Below are 13,640 nucleotides of genomic sequence, written 5' to 3'. Positions count from 1 at the left end.
GGACATCAGATGCTGACACATCCGACACTCGAACAAATGAATGCGCTTGGTCTGGCCGGTATGGCAACGGCCTATCGCGAGCTCCTCGAGCAGGCTCACGGAAATGATTTGAGCTTCGACGAGCGACTGGGGTTGATGCTTGATCGCGAGATCGCTCTCAGAACGGACCGAAGACTGACAAACCGGCTCGCCACCGCCAAACTCCGCTTTGCCAACGCCTCAATCGAAGACATCGACTTCGGATCGCATCGGGGCCTGGATCGTCGAAACATTCTGTCTTTGGCACAGGGTGGATGGCTCAAGGCGAACGAGAACCTGATCCTGACAGGCCAGACGGGAACAGGAAAGACATGGATCGCATGTGCCTTTGCACGCCAGGCGGCCCGCCTCGACCACTCGGTGCTCTATATGCGAATGCCACGCTTGTTCGAAGACCTCGCACTTGCCAGGCTGGACGGGCGCTTTCCGCGCCTCATCGACAAGCTAGCGCGTGTCCACCTGCTCGTGTTGGATGACTGGGGAACCCATACCCTGAACGACCGGCAGCGCCTCGATCTCCTGGAAATCTTCGAGGAAAGATACCGCCGAAAATCAACCCTCATCACCGCCCAGCTCCCAGTGGCCGCCTGGCATGAGATGATAGGCGAAGCCACCTTAGCCGACGCAATCCTGGACCGAATTGTTCACAACGCCCATCGCATAACGCTTGAAGGTGACAGCATGCGCAAACGAAAAAATACATCACTATTGACCGGCGCCGAAATAAACGAGATCAATCACCCGTAACAGCAATCAGGCTGGCGGAGTTCAATCGATCCCGCTGTCCGCGACTTAGCGAAACGCTTGTCCGTGACTTGCCGAAATGACCGTCCCGTTTAACCGAAATCCGCAACTGGACGGTATATAAATAACGTGTGATCGTCAAGCAGGGTTGATTCGATTCTCAAGGATGCTCGTGGAATTACGCATCCCCTGCGCTGCCGGCGCTAGCGCAAGAACACATGGATCACGACTCGCCGGCGAGCGCGACCAACCTTTCCTTCAGGTTGACTTCAATCTCAAAAAACTCCTGTGAGGTGATGCCTCCATGCGGATCCCGCTTGCCGGGGATTGTCACACCTTTCGCGCGAAGGCGCTCAAGTTGGTCAGCGACGCGCTCTCCAAACCCACTAGTCGCTGCTTCAGGTTCCAGCGCGATGATTGAAAGTCCGGTGTCGAGCGGACGGTCGCCGTCATAAAGATCGCCAGCGTCAAGCGACCACGCAGCTCCAGACAGACCCGCCGACATTATCTCGACGAGGAGCGCAAGATTTGCGCCTTTGTAACCGCCAAACGGTAGGAGTGCTCCTAATATCGCCTGTGCGGGATCCGTCGTTGGAACGCCTGCGGCATCGATAGCCCACCCGCCAGGGATAGCTTCTCCAGCCAATGCTGCCTTCTTGATGTTCACAAACGCTGTCGCGCTCGACGCCTGGTCGATAACCATGGGGCTCATTGGCGCCGGTAGGGGCACCCCGAACGCGAGTGGATTCGTGCAAAACACCCGCTCGCCACCAATGCGCGCTGCCATTAAAGCCGGCCCGTTTGTGAATGCCAATGCGACTAAATCCACCTCGGCGAGCCTTCGCACATAATATCCGAGTTCTCCAGTAGTGTAGCTGTTTCGTTGGGCCAATGCGGCGATTCCGCAAGTTCGGGCGCTTCGAACGAGGGTATTGAACACCAGGTCGAAGCAGTGTTGCGCTACACCGCCGTCCGCATCAGCGTGGAGAAATGCTGGAAACGACCCGTCAAACCGAGGCGTTGCTTTTCCGTTAATGCGGCCCACCTTCAAGCTGTCCAGATAGGTGGGCAGGTGGGCAATTCCCATTTGATGGCGTCCGGCCCGATCGGCTGAGATGAGCGCGCAAATAATCGACCGCGCCATCTCCTCCGTTGCCCCCGCCGCAACACAAGCCGCCATGGCGAGGTCCGTGATTTCGTGGACCGGCACTCTCGTAGTTGACATCGCTTGCCCCTCCCCAAAGGCCAGCGCAAATAGAAGAGACCTGCGTTAACGTCGGCAAATCCGCAGAATGCAATCCGGCCGCCGCGATCTGGAGGCGACCGGAGGATTATCGTGCATTAAGCGAGCGAGAGCGCAGCGCAGCCATTGCGAATGCGGGCCATGCCCTCACGCAAGGCAGACTCCGCACTGGCAAACGAAATCCGGAAGAAACCGGAGCTGCCAAACGCCGAGCCGGGTACGACAGCCACGCCCCAGTCATTGAGAAGGTAGTTGCATAGCGCTTCGTCATCGCCAATCACCTGACCCGACGAAGTCTTGCCGCCCACAAGCTGACGCCAGTCGACGAAAGCGTAGAACGTACCGGCCGGTGCCTCGCATGCAAGATTCGGAATGGTGGCGAGTTCCGCCATCACGAGATCACGGCGTTTGCGGTATTCGCTGAGATACTGCTTGACGCTTTCCTGTGGCCCGGTCAGCGCTTCAGCCGCTGCGGCCTGCGCAATCGAGCAGGTGCAAGAGGTGGATTGGCTGAGAACCGCACGAATCGCCTTCATCAGCGGCGCCGGACCGCCGCCGTAACCGATACGCCAGCCCGTCATCGCATAGGCTTTGGACACACCGTTCACGGTCAAAATCCGGTCTCGCAGGTTGGGCCGCAGTTGAGCTGGTGTGACGAAGGCCTCATCCTGATAGATGAGGTGTTCATACATATCATCGACCATGAACCATACCTGCGGATGGCGTGCGAGCACATCGAGGATCGGTTCGTAGTCTTCCTTGCGATAGATGGAGCCGGTCGGGTTGGACGGCGAGTTGATTAGGAGCCAGCGCGTACGCGGCGTGATGGCCCGTTCCAGATCTTCTGCCCGAAGGCGGAACCCATCTTCGGAACGCGTCTGGAGAATGATGGGCGTCGCGCCCATCATCTCGACGATGTCGCTATAGCTGACCCAATACGGAGCCGGAAGGATGACCTCGTCACCAGCCTGGATCGTGGCAAAGAATGCACTGAAAAGGAGCATTTTTGCGCCTGTCGTCACCACGATCTCATCTGCGGTGAAGTCGAGTCCATTCTCGCGTTTGAATTTCTCGCGCACGGCAGCCTTGATCGCCGGCGAGCCATCGAGAGCGGTATAGTGGGTATCCCCAGCACGCATCGCTTTGATCGCCGCTTCCTGAATGTTCTCAGGTGTATCGAAATCCGGCTCACCGACGTGAAGACCGACAATATCGCGGCCTTGGCGGCTAAGCTCTGCCGTCGCGGCCATCATGCGGGAGATTGCCGAAGGTCCGACCTTCGACAGGGCGTTCGACGGCTTGAAGACCGCAGCGGCCGAAGTGTGGATGTCTGCCATGTCTAATTCCTCTTCCAATTCACGGGGTGTTGCTGCGAAACCGAGTCGCCAACAGGGTCGGCGGCTCGCTTGATTATCGATGCGTTTTCGTAACCTCGGCGCCTGTCCGAAGGCTCCTGACGCTTGTCGTGATCCATGGCCTGACCGTTCGTGCCGAGGCCGTTGAGAATGATCTCGCAGTATTCCATCGCGAAAGAGGAAGCGGGGCGCCCGTGTCCGGGCTTGAACCAACGAACCATCCAATTAAGCATCGAAAGGATCGCTCGGCTGATCGCACGGGAATCCGTGTTTCGATAGCGGCCGTTGGCGATGCCGGCGAGCACGATACTCCGAAGAAGCTCCTCATAGGCATCGCGTAGGTCCTGGGCTTCCTCAAGAAGTCCGTTGTTCTCCATCCCGCCATAACCCACCAGCATCGTAACAAACCCATGGTAGTGGGTCTCGAAGTAGTCGGCGTGTGCCGTCATGAAGCGGCAAAGCGCTTCGGGCGCGTCGTGCTGGCCGTCGACGGCCATCGTCACTGCGTCAAGAAGGCCTTGCAGTGTCCTGACGATAATTGCCTCGTAGATTTCTTTCTTGTTCGGGAAGTAGTGATAAATAGCAGCTTTGGTGACACCGACAGCTTCCGCGACACTGCCCAGCGAGGCTCCATCGAAACCTTCGTGCGCAAACAACTCGGCCGCTTCATCGAGAATTTTGCCGCGCGCATTCTCCATCGTCGGTGGACGACCTTGGCGGCGGACGCGCTCCTTCTGCATTGGAGCTACTTTCCGCCCGTCGCCGGGATACCGGCAACTACGCCCATCTCCAAAAGCTGATCGACCCGATCTGCGCTCAGATCCAGCTCGGCCTGAAGGACTTGGCGGGTATGCTCGCCGACCTCGGGTGGAACTGTCGGCGGAGCAAACGGACTTTCCGACATGCGCAACGGGCTGCGCACGGAGCGGAAGGTGCCGATCCTTTCGGAAGGAACCGAAACGACAGTGTCCCGAAGGATTGCAACATCGCTAGCGAACGCCTGGCCGACAGTGCGAAGCTCGCCAGCCGGGACTCCGACGGCGCGAAGTTCGGCGAGAAGCTCATGCAGTTTACGATCGCGCAACTTGTCCTCGATGATCGGCAGTAACTCATCACGCGCCTCGGTTCGTCCTTTATTGGTGACGAACCGCTCATCCATCGCGAGATCCGGCAGACCGATGATCTTGCAGAACCGCCGGAACTGTTCGTCGTTTCCGACTGCGAGTGCAATTCGGCCATCGACGCAATCGAACAGTTGATATGGTACGATGCTCGGATGAGCGTTGCCATAGCGCAACGCTTCTCTTCCGGTATTGAGATGACCCGACGCGACGTTGGCCAACATGAACATCGCGCTGTCGGTCAGGCTGATGTCGAGCCACTGGCCCTTTCCGGTTCGTTCGCGCATAAACAGGGCAGCGAGAATTGCTTGCACGGCATTCATGCCCGATATGAGATCGATGAAGGCGACACCGAGCCGCATCGGCTCGCCATCCTTTTCGCCCGTAATCGACATGAATCCAGATTCAGCCTGGATAATGAAGTCGTAACCCGGACGCTCCTCCAGCTCGTGACCGCGGCCATAACCCGATATGGAACAATAGATGAGCCGAGGGTTGATGTCCTTCAGATCGTCATAGGTGAGCTTGAATTTCTTGAGCGAGGCCGGGCGGAAGTTCTCGATCAGGACATCGCTCTTTTTTGCGAGTTCAATGATCAGATCTCTTCCTTCCGGCTTGCCGATGTCGATCGCAACGCTCTTCTTGTTGCGATTTGCGCCCAGATAGTAGGTTGAAACACCCTCCACAGCCGGCGGCATCCACGTCCGGGTGTCGTCCCCGGTTCCAGGCTGCTCAATCTTCAGCACGTCAGCACCGAGATCACCCAACGTCATTGTTGCCCAGGGGCCGGCCAAAACGCGAGACAGGTCGAGAACCTTGATTCCGTTCAGTGCGACGCTCATCGGAAACGCGATCCTTCCTCTATCCGTTTCAACAAAATATCGGAGAAAGGCCTACGCGGATGAGGCGGGGCAGCTCTTCTCCTCACGGTGAATCGAGCCGCTTAATGCACCAGACTACTCGGGCGGAAGCGACCTAATTACTTACCGTCCGAACAGTATATAACTGATAGCGGCATGTCAATCGCCACGCCGCTCAGAATTTAGTGTCTTGGAGGCTACACGATAGCGTTGTGGCGCACCGCACAACCGGAGCCGCGGACGGCCTAGGAGGAAGTGTGTAAGGTTTTGGAGATAAACTTTTTGAAGCGGTCCGGTGCATCTTCAGAGAAGAGTTTTGCGGGCGGCGCGTCCGCGATGAGCGTACCCTTTTCCAGAAAAATGATGCGGTTCGAAACCTCCCGTGCGAAATTGATCTCGTGGGTGACAATGAGCATTGTTCGTCCCTCTTTAGCCAGATCTCGAATGACCTTCAGGACCTCCCCGACAAGCTCCGGGTCTAGCGCCGATGTCGGCTCATCGAACAGGATGGCTGCTGGCCGCTGAGCAAGCGCCCTTGCAATCGCTGCGCGTTGCTGCTGCCCGCCCGATAGGTGTCTGGGGTAACTGTTGGCTTTGTCGGAAAGCCCCACCTTCGCCAACAGTGACATTGCTTCGTCCACACATTCCGTTTTTGAACGCTTCTGAACATGGACCGGCGCTTCAATGACGTTTTCGAGGATCGACATGTGTGGCCATAGATTGAAGCCTTGGAACACCATCGCGACGTCTGACCGAATCCGGTCGAGCTGTTTTCGATCCGCGGGACGGGTTCCATTCTTGGTCGTTCGCATGGCGATTTCCTCGCCCCGGATGGCGATTGTTCCCGCGCTCGGGGTTTCGAGCATGTTGATGCACCGGAGCATTGTGGACTTGCCAGAGCCCGACGATCCAAGGATCGAGACCACCTCTCCTTCATGTGCTTCGAACGTGATGCCCTTTAGCACCTCAAGATCGCCAAAGTTTTTATGGAGGTCGCGAATGGAAATTACGGGAACGTTATTCGTCTCGATTGACGTCATGGCCGCGCCTCAATGTTTGTTTTGACGGGGAGATCGCGCTGATGCGGTGACAGACGGTATTCAAGTAGAGCGATCAGGCGGGTTATTATGAAGTTGAGCGTCAGATAAATTGCACCAGCGACGATAAACACTTCGAAAGCGCGAAATGTCTGGGAGATTAGCTCCGCAGCTATACCAGTTACTTCCATGATGGTGATGGTGGAAGCGAGGGAAGTTGCTTTTACCGCGAGAATGACTTCATTGCCGTAGGCTGGCAAAGCCTGCCGGAATGCGATCGGAAGGATGATGCGCCTGTACAGTAGAAAACCGGACATGCCGCAAGCCCTTGCCGCCTCAATCAATCCGGCCGAAACGGACTTTAGCCCTCCGCGGATGATCTCACTTCCATAGGCGCCGACGCTAAGCACTAGAGCAGTGATGGCGCACCAGTAAGGTTCACGGAAAAACGGCCAGACACCCCAACTCTGGAGTTCGTGACGGAACTGTCCGAGGCCGTAGTAGATGATGAACATCTGCAGGAGGAGCGGCGAGCCGCGTATGCAAAAGACGAAAAAGGCAACGCATTGGGAAGCGACGGGGACCCGCAGGTGCGCAACAATCGCCAGGGCTGTTGCCAGGACTGTCCCGACAAGTATCGCCGTTGCAGCCAATTCGAGCGTAATAGGCAAACCGGCAATGAGCCTGACGAAAGCCTGCCAGAGAAAACCGAAATCGATCACTGTTTAGCCCCCCATCCTGCACGCAGAGCGATACTCGGCGAAGCGGAAGAGAAGCGACGAGACCACGGTGATTGTCAGATAGAGCAGTCCAGCCGTGATAAAGAACTCAAACGGTCGGCGCGTTGAACCCGAAGCCATTTGAGCTTGCCGAAGCAGTTCCACAAGCCCGACGACCGAGATGAGGGCCGTCTCTTTCAGGGCCAATTGCCATGTGTTGCCGAGGCCCGGCAATGCGTAGTGCAGTACCTGTGGTGCAACGACGCGCCTGAACAGTAGCCAACGGCCCATGCCAACCGCATGAGCCGCCTCGATACTGCCCTTGGCAACAGTGTTGAAAGCGCCTCTAAGCACTTCAGCTTGATAAGCGGCAGAAATGATCCCGATCGCGAGAACCCCAGTAGCGAACGTAGGCATTCCAACAAAACCGTTCGCCCCGAAGAAGCCGGCGAAGGTCGACAAAAGTGAGTTTCCGCCGAAGTAGAGTAGATAGATGACCAGAAGATCAGGCACGCCTCGCAGTGTGGTCGTGTAAGCGTCGGCGACGCCACGAGCCAAACGGATTGGTGACATTTTTGCCCAGGCAACGAGGCTGCCAAGAATAGACCCGATGAGGAACCCCAAAACGGCGACAGCGGACGTGACGCCCGCGCCAGCGATGAGGACACGACCCCATCCTCCTTCACCAAAACCAACAAGATCAATGTAATTCATGCAGCCAACCCACAGCTTGTCCAATACACTGCGCATTTTCAGAAATTACTGATGTGAAGGGCACAGTGGCGGCCTGATCGAATTGGGGATAGCCCAATTGTCGAACTACGAGACACCTGCACGGCCGCGCTCCCTCAGCCACGCTCCTCCAGCGGCATCACAGTTCGCACAAAATATTTTTATTGCAAGGAATATTTTTATTAGATACAAAGTTTTTGTTCGATTGAAGTTTGGACGCGTCGAGAAAGTGTGCCAGGTCAATCAGACAGTCCGTCGGACGACCGTATGTCGGCGTCGCCAGCCGCCGGCGGTCATCACGGAATTGCATAAATATTTACATCCGTTAAAAGTTTTCAGCGCGTTGAAACTCAAAACGGTGTGAGGCCATGATCAATCAAAAGTCTGGGGGGAGGCATGCAGGAATGGGCTTGCGGGAGCGCCAACGCCTAATAAGGCGGGAGAACATTCTCGCTGCGGCGAGTGATTTGTTCGCGGCACACAGCTTCAATGAGGTTAGTCTCGAAGCCGTCGCCGCGCGCGCTACCGTCTCCGTCCCCACCATCTACTCCTTTTTCAAATCGAAGCACGATCTGCTGCTAGGCTTGCTTGAGGAGGACAGGCATATCCTTGAGCCGAATTTGGCGCGCGTTGTGGAGCGGCTGCCAAACGATCCTGTCCAGGCGATGGTGCTGATCGCCAAATCGGTCCTTTTGGATGGATATGATATTTCAAGAAAAGGCGTGTGGAGGGAGATCCTGGGGGCATCGATACACATGGGCCCTGAGCAGCGCAGCCAGTTCCGTGAGCTCCTCTCGATTACTGCAAAGCATGTGCGTGTCGCTTTGAACAAGCTTCGTGGGACAGGCTCGATCCATGATGATGTTGATCTGGATAGCGCAGCCCGCATTATCCATAGCGTCATACGGCACGTATTTGTCCTTTACATAACCAGTGAGGAAGCAACGGTCGATGATCTCACCGCCATGCTTGAAGAAGACCTGAAGACTGTCCTGCTTGGCATTGCGATAAGAGCTTAGCCCCTACGCATCCGCAAATCATGGATATCAAGACCTTGGATGGGGTCCGTAAAGGTCTCACCAGGAGCGGTGCATCTGTGCGTTTTTTCTGACGCCCTGCATGGATGTACGTGAAGGCAACGCAACAACATTCACACTGAGGAGGACTATCGATGAAAAAATTCTTGTCCAATCTACTTATCGTAGGGGCCTTTGTACTCCCCACGATGCCGGCGCATGCCGGGGAGTGGAAGAAGATCGTGATCGGCATGGACGTTAGTTATGCTCCCTGGGCATATACCGATGCCAACGGCAAATTCCTGGGATACGAAGTCGACCTCGCGAATGACCTCTGCAAACGCATGGAGGTCGAATGCGAACTCACATCGCAGCCTTGGGATACGATCATTCCCAGCCTGCAGGCCGGGAAGTTCGACGCCATCATCGCGGGAATGAACATCACGGAGGAGCGGCTGAAGGAGATCGATTTCTCTGTCTCTTATGCGGCGAGCCCGCGCGCTTTCCTGACGACGAAGTCGAGCAAATTCGCAAATCTTCCGCTTGGCGAATCCATCCTTGATCTGGAAAAGGACGCCGATTCCGCGACCAAGCAGATCGACGCGGTCCGCTCCGAACTCCCTGGCTCGACGCTCGGCGTGCTGACCGCTTCCGCCAACACCCTCTTCGTCGAGAAGAACTTCGCCGACGTCGCGGAGATTCGGCAATACAAGACCGCCGAACAATACGTACTCGACCTCCAAGCCGGCCGCATTGATATCGCTTTCGATACACTGCCCTACCTGATGGGTGTTCTCAAGGGCGCGGATGGCGGCGATATGGTTGTCGTCGGGCCGAAGCTTGCGGGCGGCCTGCTAGGTGCTGGCGCCGGCGTTGGCCTTCGCAAGAGCGATGCGGATCTCAAAGCAATGTTCAACAAGGCTATTGAGGACGCGAAGAAGGACGGAACGATCAAGGCGCTCACCATCAAATGGTTCGGCGCGGATCTTTCGCCGACGTAAACTTGCAGAATATTCCTTCAGACCGCATGTTGGCTTTACATACCGACTAGTCGCTTAATAATTCAAACTCAATGGAGATGATTCTTCATGTATTTCAACTTAAACCGACGGGCATTTTTCGCAGTAACTGCGCTTTGCCTGACATCCCTGACCGCTCTGGAAGCCACGGCCGCAGCCGACGTCTTGCCGTCGACAATCGCCGGAAAGGGTGAACTTGCGATTGGTCTCGAGTCGACCTATCCCCCCTTTAATTTTCAGGATGAATCCGGCAATCTCGTCGGGTTCGAGGTCGATTTTGCTAACGATCTCTGCAAGAGGCTCGGACTGACGCCTAGATATGTGCCGACACAGTTTGACGGCATTCTCGCGGCTCTCGCGTCTGGTAGGCTCGACGTCGTGATCAACCAGATCACCATCACTCCGGAACGTCAGAAGAACTACGATTTCTCGGTTCCATACACGATCACCAAGATCCAGATGGTCACTCGGAAAGAACTCGCAGCCGAGCTGACGGCACCTGAAAAGCTTTCAGGGCGCGCCGTTGGCGCGGTGCTCGGCACGAACTTCGAGCAATGGGCTCGTGCCAACGTCCCTGACGCGGACGTCAAGACCTACGACCTCGACGCCACCATGTATCGCGATTTGAAGGCGGGCCGGATCGACGTGGCCCTCAACGACACGATGGTCGCGGCGAGTCTGATCAAAAAAGCCGATTCGGGCTTCGTCACGGCGGGCGAACCGTTCGCCCCCCAAGAGCAGGCGGTCGCAATGCGAAAAGACCCGGCACTGAAAGCTGCCATCGACAAAGCCATCGAAGAAATGAAAGCCGACGGCACTTTGACGGCCATGTCGATCAAATGGCTCGGTGTCGATGTCTCGAAGTGAGACCGTGCGTTCCTACCATCAAGCAGGAGAGCTGCGAATGCAGCTCTCCACAAAGAAAGTGAATGAAGATGACGATGATACCCAACTCCAATGAAGCGCGGGATATTGCGTACCACTTCCACGCCTATACTGATGCCCGGAAGCATGAAGCGACGACGCCGCTTATCATTGACCGGGCTGAGGGGGCTTACGTCTACGACAGCAACGGGAAGCGCTACCTTGAAGGCATGGCCGGCCTTTGGAGCGTCGCCGTCGGCTTCGGCGAGCGGCGTCTCGTGCAAGCCGCTGCACGGCAGATGGAACGCCTGAGCTTTGGCCACAATTTTACTAGCCGGACGCATATGCCGGCGATCGATCTTGCGGAAAAGCTAGTAGAGATCGCCCCGGTCCCGATGAGCAAGGTGTTCTTCACGAATTCCGGTTCCGAAGCCAATGATACCGCAATCAAGATGATCTGGTACAGGTCGAATGCGCTCGGCCAGTCCCAGCGGAAAAAGCTTATTGCCCGAGAACGCGCCTATCATGGTGTCACGCTGGCCTCGGGCAGCCTGACCGCTTTCTCCTACAATCACGAATCCTTCGACATGCCCATTGCCAACGTCCTACGTACGGGCAGCCCCCATTTCTGGCGCGATGCGGAACCTAGTGAAAGCGAAGAGGATTTTGCATCCAGAAGGGCGAACGAACTGGAGAAGCTGATCCTCGATGAAGGTCCGGAGACAATCGCTGCCTTCTTCGGCGAGCCGGTCCTCGGCGCCGGAGGTGTTGTCGTTCCTCCGCGGACCTACTGGGAGAAGATTCAGGCCGTTCTGCGGAAATACGATATACTGTTGGTCGCTGACGAGGTCGTGTGCGGCTTCGGCCGAACCGGTAACATGTTCGGTTCCCAGACGTACGATATCAAACCGGACATTATGGTTCTCTCGAAGGCGCTCTCCTCGTCATACCTTCCGATTTCCGCTCTGCTCGTGAATGACAAGGTGTACCAACCGATTGCTGACGAGAGCCATCGCATAGGCACCTTCGGCCACGGCTTTACCGGCGGTGCGCATCCGGTTGCGGCGGCCGTGGCACTCGAAAACATCGCCGTCATCGAAGATCGCGACCTCGTCGGCAACGCATCACGCGTCGGTCAATACCTGCGTGACGGCCTGCAACGTTTCTCGGATCATCCGTTGGTGGGAGAGGTTCGTGGCGTTGGATTGGTCGCCGCCGTGGAACTGTTCAAGCAGAATTTCCCAAATGCAGCCGGCCTCAAGAACGGAGAACTGGGCGCCAAGGCAAATGCGTATCTCGCCGAGGAGGGCGTGCTTTTGCGCGCAGCCGTCGACGCGCTCACGATTTGCCCGCCTCTCACGATCACCGTGGGGGACGCAGACTTCTTAATCGAGAAGATCGGCAAGGTTCTCAATCGAGTTACAGCGGAACTCGCCGCATAGCGTACGCGAAATACGGATGGCAGACCACGATAGCGTAGCGGACCGGAGTTTCATGCCCCGGTCCGCATTCGCAGCGATGCTGACGGGACTGATGATCCAACGGCTCGAATTCATTCGGTATTTTTCGAATCGGGTCTCCCGGCTTATTTACTTACCGTCCAAACAGTATATAAATGCTTTAAATGCCATTGGTGGCGCAAGCGAACAGGTGAGACTACATGGCTCTCGATTCAGACACGATGAATGAACTGGTGAATACGGTCGGGCGTTTCGTTAGAGAGCGTCTTCGTCCTCTCGAGGAACAGGTCGCCGATAACGATGCTATCCCGGTCGAAATCCGCCAGGAGATCGCGAATTTAGGTCTATTCGGCCTGACGATTCCCGAAGAGTACGGCGGCCTTGGTCTCAATATGGAGGAAGAAGTCCGGATCGCACTGGAGCTGGGCAAGACCTCTCCCGCCTTCCGCTCGCTTATCGGGACCAATAACGGTATCGGCTCGCTCGGCCTCATTCTCGACGGCACGGAAGAGCAGAAGCAGCGGTATTTGCCTCGCCTTGCCACCGGCGAACTCATCAGCTCATTCGCGCTGACCGAGCCGGAAGCTGGCTCGGATGCTGCGTCGGTACGAACCACTGCAAAGCGCACTGAGAACGGCTATGTGATAAATGGCACGAAACGCTTCATCACAAACGCCCCTCACGCCGGTCTTTTCACCGTTTTCGCACGCACTGACGCCTCGAAGCCCGGCGCCCAAGGTGTCTCGGCGTTTCTGGTCGAAGCAGGAACGCCCGGCCTTTCGCTCGGCCCCATCGACCGCAAGATGGGTCAGAAGGGCTCTCATACGTCGGATGTGATTTTGGAGGATTGCCTGGTCCCGTTCGACGCGCTTCTCGGCGGCGTTGAGAACCAGGGCTTCCGTACAGCCATGAAGACGTTGGATCGCGGTCGCCTGCACATCTCGTCGATCTGTGTTGCAATGGCCGAACGCTTGATCGAGGACAGTTTGCGCTATGCAATGGACCGCAAGCAGTTCGGACAACCGATCGCCGAATTCCAGCTCATCCAGGCGATGCTCGCCGATAGTCGCACGGAAGCCTACGCCGCACGTTGCATGGTGCTGGAAACTGCACGGCGCCGTGATGCAGGCCAGGACGTGACGACCGATGCCGCGTGCTGCAAGATGTTCGCAAGCGAGATGGTCGGTCGAGTCGCCGACCGCGCCGTGCAGATTCATGGCGGAGCCGGCTATATGGCCGAATACGGCATCGAACGGTTCTATCGCGATGCTCGGCTGTTCCGCATCTACGAGGGCACCACGCAGATCCAGCAGATTGTGATCGCCAAGAACATGATCAAGGCCGCCTCGTAAGCGTCCCCTCACTCAGCCTTCGTTCTTCGGCGGGCTTGCAAGCACGGCGTCGGAGGGAGGCTGGACCGACGGCTCGAAC

13 protein-coding genes are annotated in these 13,640 nt (G+C 56.8%); 6 read left to right on the top strand and 7 right to left on the bottom strand.

Annotated elements, in window-relative coordinates; genetic code table 11:
* Nucleotides 1-9 precede the first annotated feature (9 nt).
* The gene (gene istB / locus ABWW28_RS24525) at nucleotides 10-786 is read left to right on the top strand and encodes an IS21-like element helper ATPase IstB (protein WP_052820767.1); all 777 of its coding nucleotides are present in this window, start codon (nucleotides 10-12) and stop codon (nucleotides 784-786) included.
* Between the two features lie 220 nt (nucleotides 787-1,006).
* On the opposite strand, the gene ABWW28_RS24520 is transcribed toward istB, so the two are convergent.
* From ABWW28_RS24520 to ABWW28_RS24490, 7 genes are all read right to left on the bottom strand, one after another.
* Nucleotides 1,007-2,008: an Ldh family oxidoreductase gene (locus ABWW28_RS24520; protein ID WP_255696216.1), complete on the bottom strand. Its 1,002-nt coding sequence runs from the start codon at nucleotides 2,006-2,008 to the stop codon at nucleotides 1,007-1,009.
* A 116-nt stretch (nucleotides 2,009-2,124) separates the two neighbouring features.
* The gene (locus tag ABWW28_RS24515) at nucleotides 2,125-3,363 is read right to left on the bottom strand and encodes a pyridoxal phosphate-dependent aminotransferase (RefSeq protein WP_234189817.1); all 1,239 of its coding nucleotides are present in this window, start codon (nucleotides 3,361-3,363) and stop codon (nucleotides 2,125-2,127) included.
* 2 nt (nucleotides 3,364-3,365) lie between these two features.
* The gene (locus tag ABWW28_RS24510; RefSeq protein ID WP_234189816.1) at nucleotides 3,366-4,121 is read right to left on the bottom strand and encodes a TetR/AcrR family transcriptional regulator; all 756 of its coding nucleotides are present in this window, start codon (nucleotides 4,119-4,121) and stop codon (nucleotides 3,366-3,368) included.
* Nucleotides 4,122-4,126: 5 nt separating this feature from the next.
* A complete protein-coding gene (locus ABWW28_RS24505; protein WP_234189815.1) occupies nucleotides 4,127-5,344 on the bottom strand; it encodes a CaiB/BaiF CoA transferase family protein in 1,218 nt (405 codons plus the stop codon).
* A 263-nt stretch (nucleotides 5,345-5,607) separates the two neighbouring features.
* Entirely contained in the window at nucleotides 5,608-6,402 is a 795-nt protein-coding gene (locus ABWW28_RS24500; RefSeq protein WP_234189814.1) for an ABC transporter ATP-binding protein, read from the bottom strand.
* Nucleotides 6,399-7,118: an ABC transporter permease gene (locus ABWW28_RS24495; protein ID WP_093744157.1), complete on the bottom strand. Its 720-nt coding sequence runs from the start codon at nucleotides 7,116-7,118 to the stop codon at nucleotides 6,399-6,401. Before ABWW28_RS24495 ends, ABWW28_RS24500 begins: the two co-directional genes overlap by 4 nt.
* Before the next feature lie 6 nt (nucleotides 7,119-7,124).
* Nucleotides 7,125-7,832 carry an ABC transporter permease gene (locus ABWW28_RS24490; RefSeq protein ID WP_234189813.1) on the bottom strand — a complete coding sequence of 236 codons (708 nt, stop codon included), beginning with the start codon at nucleotides 7,830-7,832 and terminating at the stop codon, nucleotides 7,125-7,127.
* Nucleotides 7,833-8,218: 386 nt separating this feature from the next.
* Between ABWW28_RS24490 and ABWW28_RS24485 the strand changes: the two genes are divergently transcribed.
* From ABWW28_RS24485 to ABWW28_RS24465, 5 genes are all read left to right on the top strand, one after another.
* Nucleotides 8,219-8,869: a TetR/AcrR family transcriptional regulator gene (locus ABWW28_RS24485; protein ID WP_353392603.1), complete on the top strand. Its 651-nt coding sequence runs from the start codon at nucleotides 8,219-8,221 to the stop codon at nucleotides 8,867-8,869.
* A 152-nt stretch (nucleotides 8,870-9,021) separates the two neighbouring features.
* Complete coding sequence (locus tag ABWW28_RS24480) at nucleotides 9,022-9,867, top strand: transporter substrate-binding domain-containing protein (protein WP_137935352.1); 846 nt, start codon at nucleotides 9,022-9,024, stop codon at nucleotides 9,865-9,867.
* Between the two features lie 87 nt (nucleotides 9,868-9,954).
* Complete coding sequence (tcyJ, locus tag ABWW28_RS24475; protein WP_234189812.1) at nucleotides 9,955-10,752, top strand: cystine ABC transporter substrate-binding protein; 798 nt, start codon at nucleotides 9,955-9,957, stop codon at nucleotides 10,750-10,752.
* A 68-nt stretch (nucleotides 10,753-10,820) separates the two neighbouring features.
* Nucleotides 10,821-12,191, top strand: coding sequence for an aspartate aminotransferase family protein (locus ABWW28_RS24470; protein ID WP_234189855.1), 1,371 nt, complete (start codon nucleotides 10,821-10,823; stop codon nucleotides 12,189-12,191).
* Nucleotides 12,192-12,409: 218 nt separating this feature from the next.
* A complete protein-coding gene (locus tag ABWW28_RS24465) occupies nucleotides 12,410-13,561 on the top strand; it encodes an acyl-CoA dehydrogenase family protein (protein ID WP_234189811.1) in 1,152 nt (383 codons plus the stop codon).
* Nucleotides 13,562-13,640: the final 79 nt, after the last annotated feature.

The sequence above is a fragment of the Brucella sp. NBRC 14130 genome, assembly GCF_040371715.1.
GTDB classification, from domain to species: domain Bacteria; phylum Pseudomonadota; class Alphaproteobacteria; order Rhizobiales; family Rhizobiaceae; genus Brucella; species Brucella intermedia.
This window is presented reverse-complemented; position numbering and strand designations above follow the sequence as displayed.